The sequence below is a fragment of the Mesorhizobium sp. W016 genome (genome assembly GCF_054719485.1).
In genome coordinates, this window is the sequence record NZ_JBTTIF010000002.1 from 3,712,849 (window position 1) to 3,736,172 (window position 23,324).

Annotated in this window: 28 protein-coding genes; 14 read left to right on the plus strand and 14 right to left on the minus strand. The window is 63.7% G+C overall.

All coding sequences use genetic code 11. From position 1 onward, the window contains the following. Positions 1–19: 19 nt before the first annotated feature. Positions 20–574 (minus strand): RBBP9/YdeN family alpha/beta hydrolase, encoded by a 555-nt coding sequence (locus ACYG9V_RS18410; RefSeq protein ID WP_023690188.1) that lies wholly within the window; start codon positions 572–574, stop codon positions 20–22. A 194-nt stretch (positions 575–768) separates the two neighbouring features. Between ACYG9V_RS18410 and ACYG9V_RS18415 the strand changes: the two genes are divergently transcribed. Further along, positions 769–1,584, plus strand: coding sequence for a VOC family protein (locus tag ACYG9V_RS18415; protein WP_352765014.1), 816 nt, complete (start codon positions 769–771; stop codon positions 1,582–1,584). Positions 1,585–1,599: 15 nt separating this feature from the next. Here ACYG9V_RS18415 and ACYG9V_RS18420 read toward each other — a convergent pair whose 3' ends face one another. Genes ACYG9V_RS18420 through ACYG9V_RS18445 form a run of 6 tightly spaced genes read right to left on the minus strand, consistent with a single transcriptional unit; the run spans position 1,600 to position 4,934 of the window. Then, positions 1,600–1,776 carry a hypothetical protein gene (locus ACYG9V_RS18420; protein ID WP_023708635.1) on the minus strand — a complete coding sequence of 59 codons (177 nt, stop codon included), beginning with the start codon at positions 1,774–1,776 and terminating at the stop codon, positions 1,600–1,602. Continuing rightward, a complete protein-coding gene (locus tag ACYG9V_RS18425) occupies positions 1,691–2,155 on the minus strand; it encodes a metallophosphoesterase family protein (protein ID WP_084565859.1) in 465 nt (154 codons plus the stop codon). Before ACYG9V_RS18425 ends, ACYG9V_RS18420 begins: the two co-directional genes overlap by 86 nt. Next, positions 2,047–2,319 carry a metallophosphoesterase family protein gene (locus ACYG9V_RS18430; protein WP_023708634.1) on the minus strand — a complete coding sequence of 91 codons (273 nt, stop codon included), beginning with the start codon at positions 2,317–2,319 and terminating at the stop codon, positions 2,047–2,049. The genes ACYG9V_RS18425 and ACYG9V_RS18430 overlap by 109 nt, the downstream gene beginning before the upstream one ends. Before the next feature lie 7 nt (positions 2,320–2,326). Further along, positions 2,327–3,628 carry an adenylosuccinate lyase gene (gene purB, locus ACYG9V_RS18435; protein WP_023709321.1) on the minus strand — a complete coding sequence of 434 codons (1,302 nt, stop codon included), beginning with the start codon at positions 3,626–3,628 and terminating at the stop codon, positions 2,327–2,329. A gap of 59 nt (positions 3,629–3,687) precedes the next feature. Continuing rightward, positions 3,688–4,152, minus strand: a complete 465-nt coding sequence (locus ACYG9V_RS18440; protein ID WP_352765027.1) for a hypothetical protein — start codon at positions 4,150–4,152, stop codon at positions 3,688–3,690. A gap of 56 nt (positions 4,153–4,208) precedes the next feature. Beyond that, positions 4,209–4,934 (minus strand): DUF2259 domain-containing protein, encoded by a 726-nt coding sequence (locus ACYG9V_RS18445; protein WP_352765016.1) that lies wholly within the window; start codon positions 4,932–4,934, stop codon positions 4,209–4,211. Positions 4,935–5,071: 137 nt separating this feature from the next. On the opposite strand from ACYG9V_RS18445, the gene ACYG9V_RS18450 reads away from it, so the two are divergent. After that, positions 5,072–5,326: a DUF2171 domain-containing protein gene (locus ACYG9V_RS18450; protein WP_023669083.1), complete on the plus strand. Its 255-nt coding sequence runs from the start codon at positions 5,072–5,074 to the stop codon at positions 5,324–5,326. A gap of 7 nt (positions 5,327–5,333) precedes the next feature. Here ACYG9V_RS18450 and ACYG9V_RS18455 read toward each other — a convergent pair whose 3' ends face one another. Beyond that, complete coding sequence (locus tag ACYG9V_RS18455; RefSeq protein WP_023708630.1) at positions 5,334–6,353, minus strand: P1 family peptidase; 1,020 nt, start codon at positions 6,351–6,353, stop codon at positions 5,334–5,336. Further along, entirely contained in the window at positions 6,353–7,423 is a 1,071-nt protein-coding gene (locus tag ACYG9V_RS18460) for a branched-chain amino acid ABC transporter substrate-binding protein (RefSeq protein WP_352765018.1), read from the minus strand. The genes ACYG9V_RS18455 and ACYG9V_RS18460 overlap by 1 nt, the downstream gene beginning before the upstream one ends. A 179-nt stretch (positions 7,424–7,602) precedes the next feature. On the opposite strand from ACYG9V_RS18460, the gene ACYG9V_RS18465 reads away from it, so the two are divergent. The 8 genes from ACYG9V_RS18465 to ACYG9V_RS18500 all read left to right on the plus strand — a co-directional run bounded on the left by ACYG9V_RS18465 (position 7,603) and on the right by ACYG9V_RS18500 (position 15,303). Then, on the plus strand, positions 7,603–8,130 hold the full coding sequence (locus ACYG9V_RS18465) for a flavin reductase (protein ID WP_023739380.1): 528 nt from the start codon (positions 7,603–7,605) through the stop codon (positions 8,128–8,130). Further along, on the plus strand, positions 8,127–9,056 hold the full coding sequence (locus ACYG9V_RS18470) for an AAA family ATPase (protein ID WP_023700847.1): 930 nt from the start codon (positions 8,127–8,129) through the stop codon (positions 9,054–9,056). Before ACYG9V_RS18465 ends, ACYG9V_RS18470 begins: the two co-directional genes overlap by 4 nt. A gap of 4 nt (positions 9,057–9,060) precedes the next feature. Beyond that, complete coding sequence (locus tag ACYG9V_RS18475) at positions 9,061–10,326, plus strand: vWA domain-containing protein (protein ID WP_352765020.1); 1,266 nt, start codon at positions 9,061–9,063, stop codon at positions 10,324–10,326. 58 nt (positions 10,327–10,384) lie between these two features. Then, complete coding sequence (locus ACYG9V_RS18480) at positions 10,385–10,723, plus strand: XdhC family protein (protein ID WP_023734542.1); 339 nt, start codon at positions 10,385–10,387, stop codon at positions 10,721–10,723. Between the two features lie 2 nt (positions 10,724–10,725). Next, the gene (locus ACYG9V_RS18485; protein WP_023669076.1) at positions 10,726–11,430 is read left to right on the plus strand and encodes an XdhC family protein; all 705 of its coding nucleotides are present in this window, start codon (positions 10,726–10,728) and stop codon (positions 11,428–11,430) included. Beyond that, on the plus strand, positions 11,427–13,037 hold the full coding sequence (locus ACYG9V_RS18490; RefSeq protein ID WP_352520262.1) for a molybdopterin-binding/glycosyltransferase family 2 protein: 1,611 nt from the start codon (positions 11,427–11,429) through the stop codon (positions 13,035–13,037). Before ACYG9V_RS18485 ends, ACYG9V_RS18490 begins: the two co-directional genes overlap by 4 nt. 146 nt (positions 13,038–13,183) lie before the next feature. Continuing rightward, entirely contained in the window at positions 13,184–14,023 is an 840-nt protein-coding gene (locus ACYG9V_RS18495) for an alpha/beta hydrolase (RefSeq protein ID WP_352557205.1), read from the plus strand. Positions 14,024–14,097: 74 nt separating this feature from the next. Continuing rightward, positions 14,098–15,303, plus strand: coding sequence for an epoxide hydrolase family protein (locus ACYG9V_RS18500; protein ID WP_352520264.1), 1,206 nt, complete (start codon positions 14,098–14,100; stop codon positions 15,301–15,303). 36 nt (positions 15,304–15,339) lie between these two features. On the opposite strand, the gene ACYG9V_RS18505 is transcribed toward ACYG9V_RS18500, so the two are convergent. After that, the gene (locus ACYG9V_RS18505; protein ID WP_352520265.1) at positions 15,340–16,398 is read right to left on the minus strand and encodes a DUF1176 domain-containing protein; all 1,059 of its coding nucleotides are present in this window, start codon (positions 16,396–16,398) and stop codon (positions 15,340–15,342) included. Between the two features lie 124 nt (positions 16,399–16,522). Here ACYG9V_RS18505 and ACYG9V_RS18510 point away from each other — a divergent pair, with 124 nt between their 5' ends. Further along, on the plus strand, positions 16,523–17,029 hold the full coding sequence (locus ACYG9V_RS18510) for a DUF1993 domain-containing protein (RefSeq protein WP_352520266.1): 507 nt from the start codon (positions 16,523–16,525) through the stop codon (positions 17,027–17,029). A 76-nt stretch (positions 17,030–17,105) separates the two neighbouring features. Here the strand turns inward: ACYG9V_RS18510 and ACYG9V_RS18515 are convergent, their stop codons facing one another. Then, positions 17,106–17,270, minus strand: coding sequence for a hypothetical protein (locus ACYG9V_RS18515; RefSeq protein WP_023690170.1), 165 nt, complete (start codon positions 17,268–17,270; stop codon positions 17,106–17,108). A gap of 405 nt (positions 17,271–17,675) precedes the next feature. On the opposite strand from ACYG9V_RS18515, the gene ACYG9V_RS18520 reads away from it, so the two are divergent. The 3 genes from ACYG9V_RS18520 (at position 17,676) to ACYG9V_RS18530 (ending at position 20,640) form a co-directional block, all read left to right on the plus strand. Further along, complete coding sequence (locus ACYG9V_RS18520) at positions 17,676–18,143, plus strand: hypothetical protein (RefSeq protein ID WP_352520267.1); 468 nt, start codon at positions 17,676–17,678, stop codon at positions 18,141–18,143. Between the two features lie 114 nt (positions 18,144–18,257). Continuing rightward, a complete protein-coding gene (locus tag ACYG9V_RS18525) occupies positions 18,258–19,325 on the plus strand; it encodes an aldo/keto reductase (protein ID WP_352520268.1) in 1,068 nt (355 codons plus the stop codon). Positions 19,326–19,377: 52 nt separating this feature from the next. Then, entirely contained in the window at positions 19,378–20,640 is a 1,263-nt protein-coding gene (locus tag ACYG9V_RS18530; protein ID WP_352520269.1) for a cysteine desulfurase-like protein, read from the plus strand. A 4-nt stretch (positions 20,641–20,644) separates the two neighbouring features. Here the strand turns inward: ACYG9V_RS18530 and ACYG9V_RS18535 are convergent, their stop codons facing one another. From ACYG9V_RS18535 to ACYG9V_RS18545, 3 genes are all read right to left on the minus strand, one after another. Further along, the gene (locus tag ACYG9V_RS18535; RefSeq protein ID WP_352520270.1) at positions 20,645–21,673 is read right to left on the minus strand and encodes a histone deacetylase family protein; all 1,029 of its coding nucleotides are present in this window, start codon (positions 21,671–21,673) and stop codon (positions 20,645–20,647) included. Next, positions 21,670–22,182: a GNAT family N-acetyltransferase gene (locus ACYG9V_RS18540; protein ID WP_352520271.1), complete on the minus strand. Its 513-nt coding sequence runs from the start codon at positions 22,180–22,182 to the stop codon at positions 21,670–21,672. Before ACYG9V_RS18540 ends, ACYG9V_RS18535 begins: the two co-directional genes overlap by 4 nt. A gap of 204 nt (positions 22,183–22,386) precedes the next feature. After that, entirely contained in the window at positions 22,387–23,316 is a 930-nt protein-coding gene (locus tag ACYG9V_RS18545; RefSeq protein ID WP_023816557.1) for a beta-keto acid cleavage family enzyme, read from the minus strand. Between the last annotated feature and the right edge of the window lie 8 nt (positions 23,317–23,324).

Here is a 23,324-nt window from a genome sequence, read left to right on the forward strand (position 1 = left end):
GGCGTGGTGCCTTGCCCGGTCAGGCCTTGAGGTCGGTCAGGAACTTGGCGAAGGTCATCGACCCTTCCGGCCACGGGCCGAAGCCGGCATCCTCATTGAGGTGACCGGTTTCGCCGGCATCGATGAACAGCGAACCCCAGGCAGCGGCAATGTCCTCGGCAACCTCGAAGGCGCAGAACGGATCGTTGCGGCTGGCGATGACGATGGACGGGAAGGGCAGCGGTTCGCGCGCATAGGGACCAAAGGTCATCAGGTGACGCGGCCTTATCTCCGGGTTGGCGACGTCGGGCGGCGCGACAAAAAACGCGCCGGCGACCGGCTTCCTGAACTGCGGAATGGCCTGCACCGCGGCCGCCACACCGAGCGAATGGGCAACGATCACCACCGGCCGCTCGGCCTCGTTGACAGCGTTCGCCACGCTCGTCGTCCAGTCCTCGCGCACCGGCTTCGACCACTCCGCCTGTTCGACCCGACGCGCTGTCGACAGTTTCGACTGCCAGCGTGTCTGCCAGTGTTCAGGGCCGGAATTGGTGTAGCCCGGCACGATCAGAATATCTGCGTCTTTGACTTTCATGGCGCTGAGATAGCGAGCGGCCGTGTCTCGTGCAACCCGCGCTGACGCATGCGGTGCATCACAATTGTGAACAACCTGTTCGATTCTTTCCATCTTGTGTGAACGATCAGGATCGACGATTTGAGGCAGGAAGAGATGGACGACAGAATAGACTGGTGGCGCGGCCTGGGATAATGCGCTGAACGGAGAGTTTTATGAGCGAACTACCTTTTGCCGCGACGACCCCCGTCAGCGTGTCACGCGTGGGCCTGAAGGCGCGCGACGCCGAAGGACTTGCCGATTACTACCGGGCTGTTGTCGGCCTGCAGGAATTGAGCCGCGCCGATGGCGCCATCACGCTGGGCGCTGCCGAGCGCCCGCTGCTGGTGATCGAGCCTGATGCAGCGGCCAAGCCCGACGATCCGCGCAGCGCCGGCCTGTTCCACACCGCTTTCCTGCTGCCCAGCCGCGCCGATCTCGGCCGCTGGATAAACCACGCCGCCGCCAACAAGATCCGCATCGAGGGCGCCTCCGACCATCTGGTCAGCGAGGCTCTCTACCTGACCGACCCCGAAGGCAACGGCATTGAAATCTATAGGGACCGTCTGCCGCAGGAGTGGAAGTGGAACGGCGACAAGATCGCCATGGCGACCGAGCGGCTGAACCTGGCTGCCGTGGTTGGCAGCGTGCCGGCCGGTGACGCCGGCTGGCAGGGCGCGCCGCAAAACAGCATTGTCGGCCATGTCCATCTGCGCGTCGGCCGGCCGGAAGATGCCGAGGCCTGGTGGCACGACGAATTTGGCTTCGACACGGTCGCTAAGTATGGAGGGCAGGCGGTGTTCCTGTCGTCGGGAGGCTACCACCATCATATCGGTGGCAATTCGTGGCACAGCGCCGGCGCCGGCCGCCGCGATCCGTCCCGCTCGGGTCTGGCCTGGGTCGAGATGCGGTCGGACAAGACAACCGCTGAAACCACGCGGGAAGATCCGTGGGGCACGGTTATCCGCACCGTGCCGGGCGCCGCCGGCTGAGCGCCCGCTCGGTTCTTACAAGGAATTGGCGGCGTAGCCCGTCAGCAGCCCATGCGCCCAGCTGTCGAAGCCGGTCGCCGTGGCGCGGCCGGATGCTTCGGTCCAGTCATAATTGACCGTATGATGGCTGAACGACCATTGTGTGTCCTTGCGCGTGGCAAGGGCATAGCGGGCATCCGGACTGCCGGTCACAGCCAAACCTGGGAATGCCGACACTGCCGGGATTGAGGATTGTCCGGTTGTCCGACAAGCGCACAACGCGCGGCGTATGTGTATGGCCGCACAAGGTCAGCCCGGCGCCGGCGCTGCCCAGCTTGTGCCTGATCTGCTTTTCACTGGAGGGGTGGAAGTGGCTGCCTCCGTCTTCCTCGAGCAGGAACACGTCGTCGTCACTGGGGCTGCCATGGCAAAGCAGGATGTCCGGGGCAGGCGACAGGGTGACCGGCAAGGCCGAGAGCCAGGTCAGGGATGTCTCAGAGAGGCGTTGGTGGGTGAAAGCATCGACGTTTTCAACCCGGAAGCAGGCGGCTCGATCAGCACACGGTCGTGATTCCCGCGCACGGTCGGCCAATTCTGCGCCATCAGATATTGCGCGGTTTCTTCAGGCCATAGCGGCCCGGAGAGACAATCGCCCAGATTGACGATGATGTCGGGAGAAGCGTCTTTGATCTGCGCATGAACCGCCTCAAGCGCGCGCAGATTCCCATGGATGTCGGAAAGGACGGCCAGCCGCATCGAAAACCTACCCGAAAACCCGCTTGAAGATCGTGTCGACATGCTTGGTGTGATAGCCCAAGTCGAATTTTTCGCGGATCTCGGCTTCGGGAAGCGCTGCGGTGACTTCCCTGTCGGCCAACAATTCCTCAAGGAAATCAGCGCCATGTTCCCATACCTTCATGGCGTTGCGCTGCACCAGGCGGTAGGCATCCTCGCGGCTGACGCCGGCTTGCGTCAGCGCCAAAAGCACGCGCTGCGAATGCACCAGGCCACGGAACTTGTTCATGTTCTTCAGCATGTTGTCGGGATAGACCAGCAATTTGTCGACGACGCCGGTCAACCGCGACAGCGCGAAATCGAGTGTTACCGTGGCGTCCGGGCCGATCATACGCTCGACCGAGGAATGCGAAATGTCGCGCTCGTGCCAGAGCGCCACATTCTCCATTGCCGGCAAGGCCATGGACCGCACCATGCGGGCAAGGCCGGTGAGGTTTTCGGTCAGCACCGGGTTGCGCTTGTGCGGCATTGCCGACGAGCCCTTCTGGCCCGGCGAAAAATACTCTTCCGCTTCCAGCACCTCAGTGCGCTGCAGATGGCGGATCTCGGTCGCCAGCCGCTCGACCGACGAGGCGATGACCCCGAGCGTGGCAAAGAACATGGCGTGGCGGTCGCGCGGGATGACCTGCGTCGACACCGGCTCCGGCTTCAGCCCAAGCTTTTTCGCCACATGCTCTTCGACATAAGGGTCGATGTTGGCGAAGGTGCCGATCGCGCCCGAGATAGCGCAGGTGGCAATATCCTCTCGCGCGTGCACCAGCCGCTCGCGGCAGCGTGAGAACTCGGCATAGGCCTGCGCCAGCTTGACGCCGAACGTGGTCGGCTCGGCGTGGATGCCGTGGCTGCGGCCGATGGTGACGGTGTCCTTGTGCTCGAAGGCCCGGCGCTTCAGCGCGGCGAGCAGGCCGTCGAGGTCGGCCAGCAGGATATCGCTGGCGCGGCCGAGCTGCACCGCAAGGCAGGTGTCGAGAACATCTGACGAGGTCATGCCCTGGTGGATGAAACGCGCATCCGGCCCGACGAATTCGGCCAGATGGGTGAGGAAGGCGATGACGTCGTGCTTGGTCACGGCCTCGATCTCGTCGATCTTGCCGACGTCAAATTTTGCCGCGTTGCCCTTTTCCCAGATGGTCTTGGCGGCTTCCCTGGGGATGACGCCGAGCTCAGCCAGCGCATCGCAGGCATGGGCCTCGATTTCGAACCAGATGCGGAAGCGGGTTTCCGGCGACCAGATGGCGACCATTTCCGGCCGGGAATAGCGAGGGATCATCCGTCAGTCCTGATATGTCGGTGGTTAAGTGCGCCTCCTATCAGAGGCGGACCGAATGCTCAACGCTGCTGGCGTGCAAACCACACGCTGGCGGCGGCAAGCGCGATGAATCCGAGCGGAAGATAGAGCCTGATACCCAGCACCACGAACTGGTAGAGCGCCGTCAGCGAGGTGAAGACCAGTTCGAACGCCCACCGGGCGGTGAAGGCCTCCGCGTGCCATTCGGCATAATAGGAGCGGTATTGCAGCGCAAACAACCCGCCGGTGAAGGCGAGCGTCGTGGCAAGCAGGCAGACGAAGGCGGCGGCGAACGCCACCTCCCAGTGCCGGTCCAGCGAGACCAGCCGCGCCGCGAACAACCCGACGGGAAAGGCCAATGCCGCGCCGGTCGCAAACAGCAGGGCGACGAAGCGGATCTTTTCCGGGGTCTCCCAATTGTCGAGCCAAAGACCGGTCAGCGCGCTGGCGCCCATGGCCATCGCCCACAGCAAGGCGCCGACAAGCGCCGTGCCCGTCGATGGCATGGCGCGGCTGAGGCGATTTCCGGCGCGCTTGCGCCAACTGGATTGATCGAGCGATGTCACAGGCGTCCGGTCACGGCGATCCAGCGAAAATCCGGCCCTTCGAAGCCGTATTGGCGCACCGCGATCAGCACCGCATAGGCGCTGATGCCGTCCATCGAAAATGTCTGCACCGCGCCGATCCGGTAGCCGTTCGGGCAGCCACGGCTTTTCGGGATCGATTTATCCTCATGCAGCAGATGGGTCTGGCCGCCATCCCTGGCCTCGATCCGCAGCAAGCGAAAACCGTTGACCTCGCCTTGGCTCTGGCAGCTTTCGGTGTCGTTCATGCCGATCTCGTCGAGCCGGAATTGCAGCGGCGGGTCGACCGGCGAAAAGATCGGCCGTGGGTTGACCACCATGCGGAACGGGTCGGCCGACAGTTCGGTCACCGGGTTGAAGCCGGCGGTGATGCCGCGGTTGGCGGTAAGCTCGACCTGGGCAATGATTGCTTCGCCTTTTTGCCTGGCTTGCTGACGGGCCGTCTCGAGCGAGGCGGTCTCATCCTCTAGCCGGACCCGGATTGGCGTGCCCTTCAGGAACGTGTCGTCGGCGGTGTCGATGTAGTAGCGGTTGGCATAGGGAAAGCCCGAACCGTCTGCCACACCATATTCCTCGAAGGCGAAGACGCCGCCATCCTTGCTGAAGCCGAGGATTTCAAGCTCGGCGACATCGCCCGCTCGGGCGGCCATGGCGGATGCCAGATGGACCAGCAGGCAAACGCCAATCAGGACGAGATTTCGCATCGGGGTTCCGCTCCGCCTGCCGTGGTTCGATCGTTCCCTATCACGAGACAGTCAAAACATCGTGCTATTCGAAAGGCGATGCATCCAATTCCGCCTCTGTTTGTTATCGTCGATCGTTTTCAAAAGGAGAACACCCCATGACTGAGGCCAGCAAGATTCGCGAGCATATGGAAGTGGTCGGCGCCGACGGCGTTCACATCGGCACCGTCGACAGGGTCGATGGCGAGCGGATCAAGTTGACCAAGGCCGACAGCGGCGAGGGCGCCCATCAGGGGCATCACCACTACATTCCCTTGAGCCTGCTTGCCGAGGTCGAGGGCCAGAAAGTCTGGCTGTCGGCGAATTCGGATGTCGCGGTCAGCTTCGAGGAAGAGGAGTCCGACCCGACCTGACTGAAAGTCAGCGCGACGACCACACCGGAAACAGATCGCCATCGGCCGGCGTCGCGGCATGGATGCCGCGGCTGATGGCGCGCGCCATGGTGGCGCCGGCGGCGGCAAAGAAATCGATGGCATCGTCGGCGCTGAGTTCTGTGCCGCTCTTCCCCGTCGCCAGCGCGAACACCAGATCGCCGTCAGCCGGCGTGTGCACGGGCCAGATGGCGCGCACGAAACCGTCATGCGCTGAAATGGCCAGCCGCTTGGCTGCCGCCTTGGTCAGCACGGCGTCGGTGGCGATGACGGCGATAGTGGTGTTGCCACCGGCCTCGGCTTGTCCACCGACACGCTTGTCGCGGTGTTTCAACAGGATCCGCCTGGCGTCGTCCGGCATCGGCGAGGGATAGCCGAGGCCTCCGAATTCATCGCCGATCTCGAAGGGTGCCGCCCAGAAATAGCGGGTCCGCGCGATCGTTACCGAGCCGGTCGGGTTGGCGGCGGCCAGTGCGCCGATGGTGACGCCGCTGTCGAGCACAGTCGAGGCAGAGCCAAGGCCGCCCTTCAGCCCGGAACTCAGCGCCCCGGTGCCGGCGCCGATTGTGCCCAGCGGAAAGTCGACTGTTGCCGCCTGGGCGGCTTCGTAGCCGAGGTCGCGGTAGGGAGGATAACGGCCCCAATCCTTGTCGCCGCCATTGCGCAGGTCGAACAGGATCGCCGCCGGCACGATCGGCACGCGAAAGCCGCCAACATCGACGCCAATGCCTTTTTCGCGCAGCGCTGCCTGAACGCCGGAGGCGGCGTCGAGGCCGAAGGCCGAGCCGCCCGACAGCACGACGGCATGAACCGCCTCGATGGAATTGTGCGGTTCGAGCAGGTCGGTCTCGCGCGTGCCCGGCGCGCCGCCGAGGATCTGCACGCCACCGACCGCCGGTTCGTCGCACAATACGGTGGTGACGCCCGATTTCAGCTTGGCGTCCGACGCGTTGCCGACGCGCAGGCCGGCGACATCGGTGATCAGATTGCGCGGCCCGGTGCGAAACATCAGTTCGTCTCCGCCGGCACGAAACGCGTCCCGTCGAAGCGGAAGGCGCGATAGAGGTTTTGGCTCAGATCGCCTTTGTCGTCGAACCGCAGCGGGCCGATCGCGGTGGTGAAATCATGCCCGGTTAGCGCGTCGGCCAGCCCCTTGCCCGAGGTCTCGGGCGCGGCCGAGGCCGCCTTGGCAATCTCCACCGCCGCGTAGGCCGGCAAGGCATAGCCATCCGGCGCGATGCTTTTGGCCGTAAACGCCGCCAGCACCTTGGGATCGGCGACATCGGCCCATTCCGGCGGCGCGATCATCAGCGTGCCGATGGCGTAAGGCACATCGCCGGGTGGCGTGCGCAAATTCTCGCCGCCGGCAAAGACGATGCCGGCCTCGAGCTGGCCGGCGTCGCGGCCCATAATGGCGATGTCGTCGCCGTCGCCACCGGCAAAGACATGCGTCGCGCCTGATTTCTTCAGCCGGCCGATCAGCCCGATCTGGTTGTCGAGCTGGGGCCGGAACGTGTCTGTGAAGACCGGCTTCAGCGCCGCCTGTTCGGCCGCTGCGCGCAGCGTCTCGGCGATTTCGCGGCCATAGATGGTCCCGTCATCGACGATGGCGAACAATTCGCTCTGCCACAGCCGGGTCAGGATGCCGGCCACGGCATTGCGCTCGTCGTCGCCGCGTGGCCCCAGCCGGTAGACCGGCCAGCCGGTTTTGGCGCGGCGATCGGTCAGGCTTTCGGTGCGCACGCCAACGGTGATGACCGGTATGTCAGCGTCCTTGAGGATCGGCAGCGCCGCCTGGATCGCCTCGGTGCAGAGGAAGCCGACGACGATATCGACCTTCGCAGCGGCGAATTCCCTGGCGGCGGCAGCCCCGCCATCGGCGGTGCAGGCATCGTCGACCGTCTTGATCTCGGCGCCGTTGGCTTCTGCTGCCAGGGCAGCACCCGCCTCGATCTGCTTGCCCAGGATCGCCGACGGACCGGACAGGGGCGCGGCGACGCCGACAAGCAGCGTCTGCGCGCCGGCGCTTGCCGGCAGCAGCCAGAGCAGTGCCGCTATTACAGCTGTTGGGGGTCGCATTCTGACGACGAATTCCTCCGTGCCGGTCGCATGCTTCCAGCGTCTCTTGTGCCAAGACCTAAAGGCTGCCCGCCCCAGGCGCAACACGGGAATTGCGGATTGGCGTCAACCACTTCGCTTGTGGCCTATTGTGTGCCGCCATATATAACGCTTGGGTTCCCGCTTATGGAAAATCATCGGTGTTGAAGTTGAACGACATAGGGCCTCAGGCCTATCGCGACGCGATGGCGCATTTTGCCGGCCACGTCCATGTGGTGACCACCGACGGGCCCGCCGGCAAACGCGGCACGACGGTGATTGCCGCCTGTTCGGTGTCGGACACGCCGCCGACGGTTCTCGTCTGTCTCAACCGCGAGAATGCCAAGAACGAGCTGTTCATGCAAAACGGCCGGTTTGCGCTGAACACGCTGGCTTCGCACCAGCAGCCCCTATCGGTGGCGTTTTCAGGCCTGACCGGGCTGTCGGCCGATGAGCGTTTCGGGCTTGGCGAGTGGGATGTCATATCGACGGGCGCGCCTACCCTGAAGGGCGCTCTTGCGGTTTTCGACTGCGAATTGATCGACACCAAGGATCTCGCCACCCATCGTGTGCTTTTTGGCAAGGTGACAGGCCTGCGCATGGGCGATAATTTGCGGCCGCTGATCTACCACGCCCGCGACTACCACGTGCTGCAGAGCGGAGCAGAGGCGGCAACGGAGAAAGAATGACCGAGCTGAAACCGCGCCCCGCGCCGCGGACGATCGACGAAACGCTCGATCTCCTGACCGGCGCGGACTACGTCGCGGACCGCTCGCTGGCAACGGTGCTGTTCCTGTCCCTGCGCATGCAGCGGCCGCTGTTCCTTGAAGGGGAGGCCGGCGTCGGCAAGACCGAGATCGCCAAGGTGCTGGCGCAGGCACTCGGCCGCCGGCTGATCCGCCTGCAATGCTATGAAGGGCTCGACGTCTCGTCCGCTGTCTATGAGTGGAATTACGCCGCGCAGATGATAGAGATCCGCATGGAGGAGGCGGCAGGCTCGGTCGACCGCTCCGACATGGAGCGCAATGTCTTTTCCGAAAAATACCTGATCCGCCGCCCGGTGCTCGATGCTCTGACCGGCAAGGCGGGTGCGGCCCCGGTGTTCCTGATCGATGAGCTCGACCGCACCGACGAGGCTTTCGAAGCATTCCTGCTCGAAATTCTGTCCGACTTCCAGGTGACGGTGCCCGAGCTTGGCACGATCAAGGCGGAGGAGCCGCCGATCGTCATCATCACCACCAACCGCACCCGCGAAATCCACGACGCGCTGAAGCGGCGCTGCCTCTATCACTGGGTCGACTATCCCAATGCCGAGCGCGAGCTGGAGATCGTGCGCCGCAAGGTGCCGCAGGCCAACAGCCGACTTTCCGCGGAAGTGGTGTCGTTCATCCAGAAGCTGCGCCGGGTCGAGCTGTTCAAGGCGCCGGGTGTCGCCGAAACCATCGACTGGGCCGGCGCGCTGACCGAACTCGACAAGGTGGCGCTCGATCCCGAAACCGTCTCCGACACGATCGGCGTTTTGTTGAAATACCAGGACGACATTGCCCGCATCGGCGCGGGCGAGGGCCGGCGCATCCTCGATGAGGTCAAGGCCGAACTGGCGGCGGCGGAGTAGGGCAGTGAAGGCGCCGGGTGCTTACCCCAAAGAGACCGACCCCAGAGAGGCGACGGAAGACGGGCGCATCGCCGACAACATCGTCTATTTCGCCCGCACCTTGCGCAAATCCGGCATGCGGGTCGGGCCGGCTTCGGTCAAGGATGGGATCGAGGCGGTGCTGGCAGCCGGCATCGGTTCGCGCGACGATTTCTACTGGACGCTGCATGCCGTGCTGGTGTCGCGGCACGAGGATCACCCTGTTTTCGACGAAGCCTTCCGGCTGTTCTGGAAATCGCGCGAGCTGATCGAGAAACTTCTGGCGATGTTCTCGCCTGTGGCGCCCGACACCAGGGAGAAGCAAAAGCCGCGCGCGGCAGAAAACCGCGTCAGCCAGGCCATGTTCGAAGGCCACGAGAAGAATCGGCCGGTCAGGGAAATCCCGGAGATCGAAGTCGACGCCCGGCTAACCTTCTCCGGGAATGAAGTGCTGCGCGGCAAGGACTTTGCCCAGATGAATGCCGACGAGATGGCAGACGCCAAGAAGGCGATTGCCCGGCTGCGGCTGCCGTTCGACATGGTCCGTACCCGACGCTTCAAGGCAGACCTGCATGGCCGCCGTATCGATCCACGCGCCATGATGCGCTCGGCCGCGCGCACCGGCGGCGAACTGATCCTGCCGAAATTCCGCTCAGCCCGCGAAGTGCATCCGCCGCTGGTGGTTCTCGCCGATATCTCCGGTTCGATGAGCCAGTACACGCGCATCTTCCTGCACTTTCTGCATGCGCTGACCGAAAAACGGCGGCGCGTGCACACCTTCGTCTTCGGCACGCGGCTGACCAATCTCACGCGGCAGATGCGCCATCGCGACCCCGATGCCGCCCTTGCCGACTGCTCGGCGGCGGTCAAGGACTGGTCGGGCGGCACCCGCATCGGCGATACGCTGGCGGAGTTCAACAAGCACTGGTCACGCCGCGTGCTCGGGCAGGGCGCGGTGGTGCTTTTAATCACCGACGGTTTGGAGCGCGACGATGTTTCCGGCCTGTCGCAAGAAATGGATCGCCTGCACAAATCCTGCCGGCGGCTGATCTGGCTCAACCCGCTTCTGCGCTTTGGCGGCTTCGAGGCGCGGGCCCGCGGCGTCAGAGCGATGCTGCCTCATGTCGACGAGTTCCGCTCGGTACACAATCTCGATGCGCTGGCCGACCTCTGCGCCTCGCTGGACGAGAAATCCGCCGCTTCGGTCGATCCGCGTCGCTGGCTGGACGCTGGTGTCAGGCGCGCCGCATAGCCATATTGGATTCCGAAAACAGGCTCCCAGAGAAAAACAGACTTTGAGGCAAGCGATCATGGACAACAGCATCTATCTCGATGAAGCCCGCGATCCGCTGATTATCGCGGAGGGCTGGATGAAGGACGGCAAGGATGTCGCCATCGCCACTGTGGTCGAGACCTGGGGTTCGGCGCCGAGGCCGGTCGGCAGTCATCTGGTCATCGACGCCGAAGGCAATTTCCACGGCTCGGTCTCGGGCGGCTGCGTCGAGGGCGCCGTGGTAAGCGAGGCGATCGACGTCATCGACAGCGGCAAGGCCAAAATGCTGGAGTTCGGCGTTGCCGACGAGACCGCCTGGCAGGTCGGCCTATCCTGCGGCGGCCGCATCAAGGTCTATGTGGAGCGGCTCGGTTAGGCATGGATCCCTACGCTCTCAAAGCCCTCAATGCCGAACGCCGTGCCCGCCGTGCGGCGATCCTGGTGACCGATCTCGGCGACGGCCGCGACCGCATCGTGCGAGAAGGCGACCAGGTTGCCGGCGATCTCGGGCAAGCGATCGCCAAGGCTTTCCGCACCGGCAATTCGGGTTCGGTCGAGGCTGAAGGGCGCACCTTCTTCCTCAACGCGCATTTGCCGCAGCCGCGCCTGGTGGTAGTCGGCGCCGTCCATATCAGTCAGGCGCTGGCGCCGATGGCCAGGATCGCCGGCTATCCCCTGGAGATCGTCGATCCGCGCACCGCCTTCGCCACCCCGGACCGTTTTCCCGATGTAGCACTCCATGCCGAATGGCCGGAGGATGTGCTGAAACGCCAGCCGCTCGACAGCTATACGGCGCTCGCCGCCGTCACCCATGATCCGAAGATCGACGATTTCGCACTGAAGGCCGCGCTCGACGCCAACTGTTTCTATGTCGGCGCACTCGGCAGCCGCAAAACACACGCCAGGCGCGTCGAGCGCCTGCTGGCGCTCGGCGCCAGCGCCGACCAGATCGCCCGCATCCACGCACCGATCGGTATCGACATTGGCGCGGCGAGCCCGGCCGAGATCGCCGTCGCCATCCTGGCGCAGACGATCCACGCCTTTCGCTCGCGCGGTCTCGAAGCCAAAGGCGCGGCGGCGTGAAGTTCGGGCCGATCCCGATCGATCAGGCGCAAGGCGCGGTGCTGGCGCATGCCACGACGGCGGGCGAGCGGCGTTTCCGCAAGGCGCACAGGCTGAGCACGCCGGACGTGGCGGTGCTGAAGGCGGCCGGCATTACCGAGATCGTCGTGGCGGTGCTTGCCGCCGATGACCTAAGCGAGGATGCGGCGGCCGAAAAGATTGCTGCCAGCATGGCCCACCGCAACATCGAGGCAAAACCTGCCGCGACCGGCCGCGTCAACCTCCATGCCAAGGTCGCCGGTCTCTTCACCGTCGATGCCGCCATGATCGACGCCATCAATGCGGTCGACCCGACCATCACCATCGCCACGCTGGCGCAGCACGCGCCGGTCGAGACGGGGCAAATGGTGGCGACGGTCAAGATCATCCCCTTCGCCGTCGCCTCAGCTTTGGTCGACAAGGTGGTGAAAATCTGCGCCGGTGGCGAGATCTTCGCCGTCAACGCTTATCAGCCGGTGCGCATCGGCGTCATTCAGACGATGCTGCCCGGCATCAAGGCCAGCGTGCTCGACAAGACGCTGCGCGTCACCGAGGCCCGGCTGGCACGCTCCGGCGGCCGGCTGACGACGGAGCGCCGCACGCCGCACGAGATCGCGCCTGTAGCCGAGGCAGCGGCCGCGCTGGCGCGCGACAACGACATGGTGGTGATCTTCGGCGCCTCGGCGATGAGCGATTTCAACGATGTCGTTCCGGCGGCGATCGAGGCAGCAGGTGGCACGGTGATCCGCGCGGGCATGCCCGTCGATCCCGGCAATCTGCTGGTGCTGGGCACGCTCGATGGCAAGCGCGTCATCGGCGCGCCCGGTTGCGCCCGCAGCCCCAAGGAGAACGGTTTCGATTGGGTGCTCGACAGGCTGATCGCCGGTCTCGACGTCACCGCCAAGGACATCGCCGGCATGGGCGTTGGCGGCCTCTTGATGGAAATCCCGACCAGGCCGCAGCCGCGCGAGCCGCTGCCGGCGAGAGCCGGGCTGAAGGTCGAGATCGTGCTTCTGGCCGCCGGTCGCTCCAGCCGCATGGGCGGGCCGAACAAGCTTCTGGCGCTGTTCGACGGCAAGCCGCTGGTGCGCCGCACCGCTGAACGGGCGCTCGATTCCAAGGCTTCTGCCACCGTTGTCGTCACCGGCCATCAGCGCGAGCGGGTGCACGCCGCGCTCTCGGGCCTCGACGTGATCTTTGCCGACAACCCGGATTTTGCCGACGGCCTGTCCTCGTCTCTAAAAGCCGGCATTGCCCGCGTTGGAGCCGATGCGGCCGGCGCCATGATCGTCCTCGGCGACATGCCGGGTATCTCATCGGCCGATCTCGATCGGTTGATCGAGGCCTTCCGCAGGGACGGCGGCCGTTCGGTGGTGCGCGCCGCCCATGACGGCCGCCGCGGCAATCCGGTGCTTTTGCCGCGTTCGCTGTTTGGAGGCATCGCCCATCTCGAGGGCGACACCGGCGCCCGCCATCTGGTCGAGGCCGAGGGACTGGATGTCATCGACGTCGAGATCGGCGACGGCGCGTCGGTCGACGTCGACACCCGCGAGGCGCTCGAAGACGCCGGCGGCGTGCTGCAGGATTGACAAAGCGAAGCCGAAAAACGCATGCCTTTAGCATGGCTCTCTCTTTACTTGCCTCAGCGCTTCTACCCCCCTCTGGCCTGCCGGCCAGGCCGGCAGGCCAGAGGGGGGTAGCCGCGTTCCATACCCTTCTGGTTTCACTTCTTTTCTTGTTCTCCGCCGCCCACGCGGACGCGCTCGAACTAAAACCCTACAAGGATGACCTCTTCGCCTATCCGGCGACGCTCTCGTCCACGGACAAAGGCGCCTACACCGTCATCGACTATCGCGAGATGCGCGACATCAACGACCGCGACGAGGTGCCGGAAAAGCGCGTGCAGGCTAAGTATACCGACACCGGCGTGCGCAAGGTGCAGCGGGATTTGATGCTGAAAACCGATGCCGGCGATGTCAGGCATGTCGCCGTAGGCAAGACCGAAGGCGCCGGTATCATCGTGCTTTACCTGCACGGGCAGGGCGGCAGCCGCAAGCAGGGCGTCGACGACTTCACCTTCGGCGGCAATTTCAACCGCATCAAGAACCTGATGGCCGGCAATGGCGGCCTCTATCTCTCACCCGATTTCACCGATTTCGGCGACAAGGGCGCGGCCCAGGTCGCGGCGCTGATCGGCCACTATGCCGAGGCCTCGCCGGACGCCAAGATTTTCGTCGCCTGCGGCTCTATGGGTGGTGCGCTGTGCTGGAAGCTGGCCGGCCGCAACGATACGGGACGGCGCATAAACGGGCTGCTGCTGCTCGGCTCGCTGTGGGATGACGGTTTCCTGTCGAGCCCGGCCTACAGGCGCCATGTGCCGGTGTTCTTCGGCCAAGGCAGCAAGGATCCGGTCTTTCCCGTGGAGAAGCAGGAAGCCTTCTTCCGCTCCATCACTGCGAACTCGAAAGCCTATCCGACCCGGTTCGTCCGGTTCGAGACCGGCACCCATGGCACGCCGATCCGCATGGTCGACTGGCGCCAAACGCTGAACTGGATGCTGTCGAAGGCGCCCTGAGGCATATCGCCCAGGGGTGCCCCTTGGTTTTGGCAATCATGGTTCGGCCGATATCCTCTTAGGTGTAGGCTGATATGATCCAACAGATCGGAAGCACAGCGATGGACGCCCACCCCTTCAAGATCCAAATTCCGAACGAACAACTTGAAGATCTCCAGCGCCGGCTTAGCGCAACACGATGGCCAATTCCGCTAAGCGAAGCGGGCTGGAACGATGGGGCCGACCTGCCGTTCATCAAGCGCCTTGCGGATTGCTGGCGAGACCGCTTCGACTGGAGAGTGCAAGAGGCGCGGCTGAACCGGCTGCCGCAATATCTGACGAGGCTGAACAACCTAGATGTCCACTTTGTCCACCAGCCAGGCAACGGACCGGCGCCGCTGCCGCTGATCATAACGCATGGCTGGCCCGGCTCGTTCATCGAAATGGAACACGTCATTCCATTGCTGGCAGACCCAGCTGCCCATGGTGGTGACCCGGCCGACGCTTTCCACGTGGTAGTTCCCTCCTTGCCCGGATACGGCTTTTCCCAGGCGCCGACGGAACCAGGCTTCCATTCCGGCCGCATCGCGGAGTTATGGGTACAGTTGATGCGCGGGCTCGGCTACGACCGCTTCGCTTCCCAAGGAGGCGACATCGGCGCGGGCGTTTCCGCCTGGATGGCACGGCTCCATTCCGAAAGCGTGCTTGGCGTCCACGTCAATTACATTCCCGGGAGCTATCGGCCACCCTTGGGTGCAGGTCTGCCACCTGTCACCGTTGAGGAGCAGGCCTTCCTGGACAAGGCCGCGGCCTGGACGGCAACGGAGGGCGCCTATGCCCATCTGCAGGGCACGAAGCCTCAGACGCTTGCTTATGCTCTGACAGACTCGCCGATCGGTCTCGCAGCCTGGATGATCGAGAAGTTCCGTAGCTGGAGCGATTGCGACGGTGACGTGGAGCGCACCTTCGGCATGGACACGCTCCTTACGGATGTTTCTCTCTATTGGTTCAGCAACGCGCTCACCTCGTCCTTGCGGCTCTACAAGGAGAATCGACTGTTCCCTCTTGCGTTCGAGACGCTGGAACGCGTTTTGCCGCCATTTGGGGTAGCGCTTTTCCCTCGCGAGTTGCCGATGCCGCCTCGATCCTGGGTGGCGCGGGTCTTTGACGTTCAGCGATGGACATCGATGCCGCGAGGCGGCCATTTCGCTGCGCTGGAGGAACCGAGTCTTCTGGTCGAGGACATTCGCGCCTTCTTCCGGCCGATGCGTTCGCGGCCTGAAACGAGAAGGCGAATGTGAAGGACTGCTTAAGCGCGGCGGTTCCTGCTAAGACCCCTACGGCGCGGTGTTGTAGTCGACCACCGTCTGCGGGTTCTCCTCGCCATCGTAAGACGCGTCCACATCATATTGGACGAGGGAGAAATCGCCGTTACGGAACAGGTATATCCCCTTGTCCGAGGCGTCGCCGATGCCGCGCCATTTGTTGAACGTGGTCAGCGTCTTGGCGTCTTCGTCATATTCGGAATTGGCCGCCCAGCCGGTTGTGCGGAAGCCGATGATATCCATGCCCAGCAGTTTGCCGTCGCTGTCATTGTTCTCGTAACGGATATCCAATTCGGGCTCGGTGAACTGCAACTGCCGCACGCCCGATACTTCGTCGGTCATGTAGTAGACCGAACTTGCGTTATAGGCTGCCGCTTGGCAGTAGAACTCGAAAAGCCGCGTTTCCTTGTCGGGATCGCTGGCAGCCGCGTCCTTTGCCTTGTATTTGATCGAAAAGATGTTCGGCTCCTCGCCGAGAAATTGCTTGTCACACTGATCGCCATAATCGGCGGCGAACAGTTTCTTCACCTGCTCGAGTGCGGTGTCCTTCTTCGGCGGCGGCGGCCCGTCACCACAGCTTGGCGGCAGCGCCTCCTCGAAATCGGCCTTGGACGGCTTCAGCGCGCCCTTGTCGATAAAGATCGGTCGGAACGGCGGGGCCTGGATCTGAGCGCTGACCTGGCGCAGCGTGTAGCAGCCGGCGAAGACTGCTTCCTTGCCGTCCTTGTCGGTGGCGCGGATGGCCACCGGGACGCTGTAATAGATGCTGCCGGCGGCACCTTCATCGGAAATGGCGCCGGTTTCGACGTCGACCTTGTCGGTGCCGTCATAGCCCTTGACGAAGGTATCAAAATCCTTTGCCGGCTTGGTATCGCCGTAGTAAGCCCAGGCGCGGGCGAATTCGTGCCGGTTGATGGCGCTGTAGAGCGAGCGGATGACGGCTGCGGCGTCTGACCTGTCATCGACGTAAGGGGCTTGGTCATCGGCTGCCGGTTCATCGTCGGCGAACACAGCCTGGCCGGATGCGGCAAGGGAGCAAAAGGCGGCCGCTGCCAGAAAGACGCGTCTCATCGGAGAATCTCCACCACGAAGGAGTCTATCATAGAGATTGCGGCGACGTGGTGACGCTTGAAAAATCCTCCGGGAAGGCGCTACGTCCCGCCGTCGGCGCTTCAGCCGCAATGGAGATTTGAACGTGACACTATCGATGTATGAAGCCTCGGTGCCGGTGTTTTCGGCCAGGCTGAAGGCGCTGTCCGGCGTGCTGTCGGCGGCCGAACAGAATGCAACCGAGCGCAAGATCGACCCGCAGGTGTTTTTGACCGCGAGGCTGGCGCCCGACATGTACGCGCTGGTGAGGCAGGTGCAGATCTGCACCGACCATGCCAAGGGCGCGCCGTCACGGCTGGCCCGCCGCGAAGTGCCGAAATATGAGGACAATGAAGCGACCTTCGCCGAGCTTCAGGCGCGCCTGACCAAGACCCTCGAGCTTCTGGCGTCGTTCTCGGCCGCCGAGTTCGATGGCTCGGATGACAGGATAGTCGAACTGAAATTTGGCCAGCGCGAGGCTTCGATGCCCGGGCTGCAGTATTTGCTGCATGTCGCCATGCCCAACTTCTATTTCCACGTGACCACCGCCTACGACATCCTGCGCCACAACGGCGTGCCGCTGACCAAGGGCGCCTATCTCGGTAATCGTTGAAGCATTCGCCGTTGCGAGGTTTCCCGGCCGCTGCCGGGAAACTTCGTCTGGCGCTGGTTTAGCGCCAAGGTCTTGATCAACGCAGTGACATTTCGCGCGCGATGCGCGGGAAATCGGCCGGCTTGACGCCGATGTCGGCGCGGTCGGCATTGCTCATCGAGTGAAGCAAGGCCAGTGCCGAGCGGTAACGCTGATGCTCCTGCGGACGCGGACGGGCAAACATTTCAGTGAAGAACCCCATGATTCGGCCCCTTGTTGATCCTCCACGGAGCCGAGTATAGGAAAATTGTGAAGGTTGTGCAGTGCAGCATTTGCATGGCAGCCATGCCCGGCGAATTTTTTTCGGCACAATTGGCGCATGCGCTGAAACTTGTGGCGCGTCCCCACCGTATGCATAGACGCTGGCACATGGCCGGCTTTTCCTCGCCACTCCTGGCGAATTTCCGGACTGCATGCAAATGCAGTCCGGCTTTTTGTTGAGCTTCCCCCACCAACAACCGATCCGCGCAAGCTTGGCGAACGCCTAAACTCCTTAAGATCAGCGGCATTCATTTTTAACGAGCCGGTTGTATGGTGCGACCGGCTCTGTTCGCATGCGCAAAACGAGGGGGAGGCTGACATCGGCGCCAAGCGGGATTTCGCTTCCTTGCTCGACGATCTGTTCGTTGCCTCCGACAAGGATGAGGCGGCGGAAGAGACGAGCGCCCGGCCGTCGATCCCGTTCGACTATCTCTCCGTGGCCGACGAGCTTCATTCCGGCCGCATCAAGGTCTCGGGCGAAACATTCGCCGCCGAATACCGCGAGGCGGGAGCCGATCTGGCCGCAGAATTTGCCGCCCTTCTCGATCATGCCAAGCTGGCGCTGGCCGGCGAGGAGGCAAAGCCCGAGGAAAAGCTGCCGCCGATCGACCCTGACGCGATCGCCGTCGAGCTCGGCCTCGATCATCCCGTCAAGAGCGCTGACCTTGGCCGCATGCGCCGCAGCTTTGCCTTCGCCAACCACCCCGACCGCGTCGCGCCGCATCTGCGCCAGCGCGCAATGATCCGCATGCAGGTGGCCAACATGCTGATCGACGAGGCCAAGCGGCGCGCTTTGGCTGGCGTCCGGCGCTGACTTCCAGGGTTCACGCAAAAGTCGGTCCGCTAAGGGTTGGAGAGCGGCGCCGCTTTCCCTATAGATGCGGCTTCCTTCCCGCGTAGCCGCGCAATTCCCGCCGGAGAAAATTCGATGCACAAACGCCGTCTCGGTCGGACCGATCTTCTTGTTACCCAGATCTGCCTGGGGTCGATGACCTGGGGCCAGCAGAACACCGAGGCCGATGGCCATGCGCAGATGGATCTGGCCTTTGCGCGTGGGGTCAATTTCATCGACACGGCCGAGCTCTACCCGATACCGCCCAAGGAGGAGACGCAGGGGCGGACGGAGAAGTTCATCGGCAGCTGGATGAAGGCCAAGGGCAATCGCGACAAGGTCATCCTGGCCTCGAAAGTGGTCGGCCGCACCGCCAACCGCTGGTTTCGTGGCGACCGGCCGTCAAAACTGGTGCGCGCCGACATCTTTGACGCCATCGACAAATCGCTGGCCAAGCTCGGCACCGACTATCTCGACCTCTACCAGATCCACTGGCCGGAGCGCGACATCCCCTGGGGCGCCAACCCGACCCGCGTGGGTGCTGTGCCGCGCCGTGCCGATGCCGTTGGGGCGCCGGCCGGCGAGACGCCGATCGCCGAGACACTCGCAGTCTTCGAGGAGCTGGTGAAGGCGGGAAAGATCCGCCATCTCGGCCTGTCGAACGAAAGCTCCTGGGGCGTCATGCGCTTCATCGCCGAGGCCGACAAGGGCGTCGGCCCGCGCATCGTTTCGCTGCAAAACGCATACAGCCTCGTCAACCGCACATTTGAGGTGAACCTCGCCGAAGTCTGCGACCGCGAAGAGGTTGGCTTTCTCGCCTATTCGCCGCTGGCGCAAGGCTATCTCACCGGCAAATACGATCATGGCGCGCGGCCGCAAGGTTCGCGCTCGCAGCTGTTCAACCGCGGCCAGCGCTATGAGACGCCGAATGCAGCGGAGGCGCAGCTCGAATACAACGAACTGGCGCGCTCCTTCGGCCTCGAACCGGCGCTGTTCGCCAACGCCTATGTCGCCAGCCGACCCTTTGTTACCTCCAGCATCATCGGCGCGACGACGATTGCCCAGCTCGAGATGGCGCTGTCCTCAGTCGACGTGACCTGGACCGACGAGATGCAGAAGGTCGTCGACGCGATCCACCAGCGCGTGGGCAATCCTTGTCCGTAAGCGGGCACTCCGGGCGGAATTCCGTAGAAAACACAAGGGGAAGGGGACAGCAATGGATTTTCCGATCAAGACCGTCAGGGGAAAATTTCCGGCGCTGGACCTGACCGACAAAGGCCGCCGGCGCATCTATCTCGACAATCCGGCCGGCACGCAGGTGCCACAGGCGGTTGCCGATGCGGTGGCGCGCTGCCTCCTCACCACCAACGCCAATCTCGGCGGTTATTTCGAAACCACGCTTGCCGCGCAACAGGTGGTCGACGGCGCCCATGCGGCGATGGCCGATTTCCTGGGTGCAGCGAGCGCTGAGGAAATAATCATCGGCGCCAACATGACGACGCTGACCTATCACATGTCGCGCACGCTCGGCCGCGGCTTCAAGCCGGGCGACGAGATCATCGTCACCCGCATGGATCATGAGGGCAACGTCTCGCCCTGGCTGCAGCTGGCCGAAGATCTTGGCCTCGTCGTGCGCTTCCTGCCCTTCGACGAAAAGAGCTGGCAGGTCGAGGAGGCGGCGCTCAGCGCTCTGCTCACCGACAAGACTCGGCTCGTGGCGCTGAACTATGCCTCGAACCTCACCGGCTCGATCAACCGGGTCAAGGCGCTGACGCGAATTGCCAAACAGGCCGGGGCGCTGGTCTATGTCGATGCCGTCCAGTTCGCGCCGCACGGGCTGGTGGACGTGCAGGATCTCGGCTGCGACTTCCTGATCTGCTCGGCCTACAAATTCTTCGGCCCGCATATGGGCATATTGTGGGGACGCCGCGACATCATCGATGCGCTGCAACCCTACAAATGCCGTTGCTCTTCCAATGGCCTGCCGGAGCGCTTCGAACTCGGCACGCCGCAGATCGAACTGATGGCCGGGCTTACCGCAGCGGTCGATTACTTCGCCGAACTCGGTGCTGCGGCCGGCGAGGGCGGTTCGCGAAGGCAAAAGATCGCAAAGGCATACGAAGTGTCGATCGCCTACGAAAACCCGCTGGCGCTGAGGCTGATCGATGGGCTGTCCGCCATTGAGGGCCTGACCATCCGCGGCATCACCGATCAGAAGCGTGTCATTGAGCGCGTGCCGACCGTGTCCTTCACCGTCGACGGCATCGTGCCAGAGACGATCGTGCGGCAGATGAATGCCGAGAACATTTTTCTATGGTCGGGCCACAACTACGCCTGGGAGATCGTCCACCATCTCGGCATTCCGGCCGAGCAGGGAGTCGTGCGCATCGGTATTGCGCACTACAACACGGCGGCAGAGATCGACGAGACGTTGGAAAGCGTGCACCGGGTGATCGCCATGCTGAGGCAGCAGCGCTAGTCAGCTATCGCTGTTTGCCGCCGAAACCGGTGAGGAACGCCGTGAGATTGTCGCCGAGCGCGTCGCAGAGATAGCCGCCTTCCTGGACGATAACCGTCGGCAGGCCAAGCTTGGCAATTGCCTCGCCGATCCGCGAGAAACCGGGCGTGGTCACCGAAAGCCCGCCGAACGGATCGCCCTCGAACGGATCGAGACCGAGCGCCACGACCAGCGCGTCCGGCGAAAAGGCGCGGATACGCTGGAACGCCACTTCGAGGGCCTCCAGAAACGCCGCGTCGGCTGATTTGCGCGGCAATGGCAGGTTGAAATTATAGCCGAGGCCCGGACCTTCGCCGCGCTCATCGGCATGGCCCCAGAAGAACGGATAGAAGCGCACCGGATCGGCGTGCAGCGACACCGTCAGGACGTCGGAACGCGTATAAAAGATGCCTTGCGTGCCGTTGCCGTGATGCAGGTCGACATCTAGGATCACCACCCGCGCTGCCTGCTTGCGCAACACCTGGGCTGCGACCGCTGAATTGTTGATGAAGCAGAAGCCGCCGGCGACATCGGCAAAGGCATGATGGCCGGGCGGCCGGCAGAGCGCATAAGCGGCAGGCGCGCCCGATATCACCGCTTCGGCTGCCTCGACTGCACTCCAGGCGCTCCACAGCGCGCTGTGCCAGGTTTCGGCCGAGATCGGGCAAGCGGTGTCGGCCATGTGGTAGCCGGCCTGGCCGACCGCCGAGGCCGGATAGGACCCTGTGCGGGCCAGTGGATGGATGTTGGGGATGACTTCCGCGGATGCGCCCTCGATGCGCTGCCAGCGCGCAAAAATGTGTTCGAGGAAGGCGAGATACTCCGGCGTATGCACGGCCGCCACCGGGCCTAGGCCATGTTCCCTGGGCCGCTCGATCATCAATCCGGCGGATTTTGCGCCGGCTAACAATCGCTCTACCCGCTCCGGCTGTTCGGGATTGGGCTGCGGCGCACCGCTGGACAGAAAGGCCTTCGGGTCGTGGCGTTTCTGCTCCTCGGCAAAGAAGGCTTTCATTCCGCGTCCCCATCCTGCGCTGCATCGGCAAAGGCCAAAAAGGCATCGCCAACAATCTTCTGCGTCTGCTCGTAGCTCGACCAGGCGATGCCCAGTCTCTCATAAAAAGCCTTGGCGCCGTCATTGTCGGTGTCGACGGACAGCCTGAGATAGGCGCCGCCATCCCGGCGGCAGTCGCGCGCGACCCGGCGCAGCAGTCTTTCGCCGATCTTGCGGCCGCGAAACCGGTCCTCGACATAGAGGTCCTGGATATAGACGCCGGGCCGCCCCATCCATGTCGAGAAGATCGGGAAATGCAGGCAGAGCCCCGCAAAATCGCCGCCGATCTCGGCGATCAGGGTGGAGAAGGCGGGTTTGTCGCCAAAGCCGTAGCGGCGGAGATCGTCGGCAGTGGACGTGATCTCATGATGCGCGCCGATATGGGTGCCGAGCTTGAGCAGCGCGGCATGGATGGTGTCGACGTCGTCGATGGTGCCGGGGCGGAGGGTGACTTTAGGCGAGGCAGTCACTGGAGGTATGATGCCAAGGCACCCCCCTCCGGCCTGCCGGCCATCTCCCCCTCAAGGGGGGAGATCAGCAGTTTCTGCGCTGCCGTCCGTCCTGCAACTTTGGAAGTTTGCGAAGGCCGTGGCGACATCCAATCTCCCCCCTTGAGGGGGAGATGTCCGGCAGGACAGAGGGGGGTGCGACTGGGCGCCGCCATCTCAATCATCTCAAAACGCCACCCGGTCCCCACCCTTCAGCGCCAGCATCTCCCGCGCCTCCGCCGGTGTGGCCACCTCCAGCGACAGGCCATCGAGAATGCCACGTATCCTGCGCACCTGGTCGGCGTTGGATTTCGCCAGCTGGCGTCCGTCGTAGAGACTGTCCTCCAGCCCGACGCGGACATTGCCGCCCATCGCCGCTGCGATCGAGATCAGCGGCATCTGGTGGCGGCCGGCGGCGAGCACCGAGAACTGGTAGCTGTCGCCGAACAGCTTGTCGGCAATGCGCTTCATGTGGATGAGATTGTCGGGATCGGCGCCGATGCCGCCGAGAATGCCGAGCACGAACTGGATGAACAGCGGCCCCGACACCAGCCCGCGGTCGCGAAAATGCGCCAGCGAATAGAGATGGCCGACATCGTAGCATTCGAACTCAAAGCGCGTGCCGCAGCCCTTGCCGAGCTTTTCGAGCACGCCTTCCATATCGGCAAAGGTGTTCTTGAAGATGGTGTCGCGCGTGGCTTCGAGCAGCTTTGGTTCCCACTCGTGCTGCCACTCCCTTGGCTTGTCGAGCATCGGGAACAGCGCGAAATTCATCGAGCCCATGTTGAGCGAGCACATTTCCGGCTCGGCCCGCAGTGGTGCCGCCAGCCGCTGGTCGAGCGTCATCAGCGACGAACCGCCGGTGGTGATGTTGATCACCGCATCGGTCGCTTGCTTGATGCGCGGCAGGAACTGCATGAACACCTCAGGATCGGCGGTCGGCCGGCCGTCTTTGGGATCGCGGGCGTGGAGATGCAGGATTGAGGCGCCAGCCTCGGCCGCCGCGATGGCGTCGGTCGCGATCTGGTCCGGCGTCACCGGCAGATAGGGCGACATGGACGGGGTGTGCACCGAGCCAGTGACCGCGCAGGTGATGATGACTTTCCTCGGCGCCATTCTTTAGC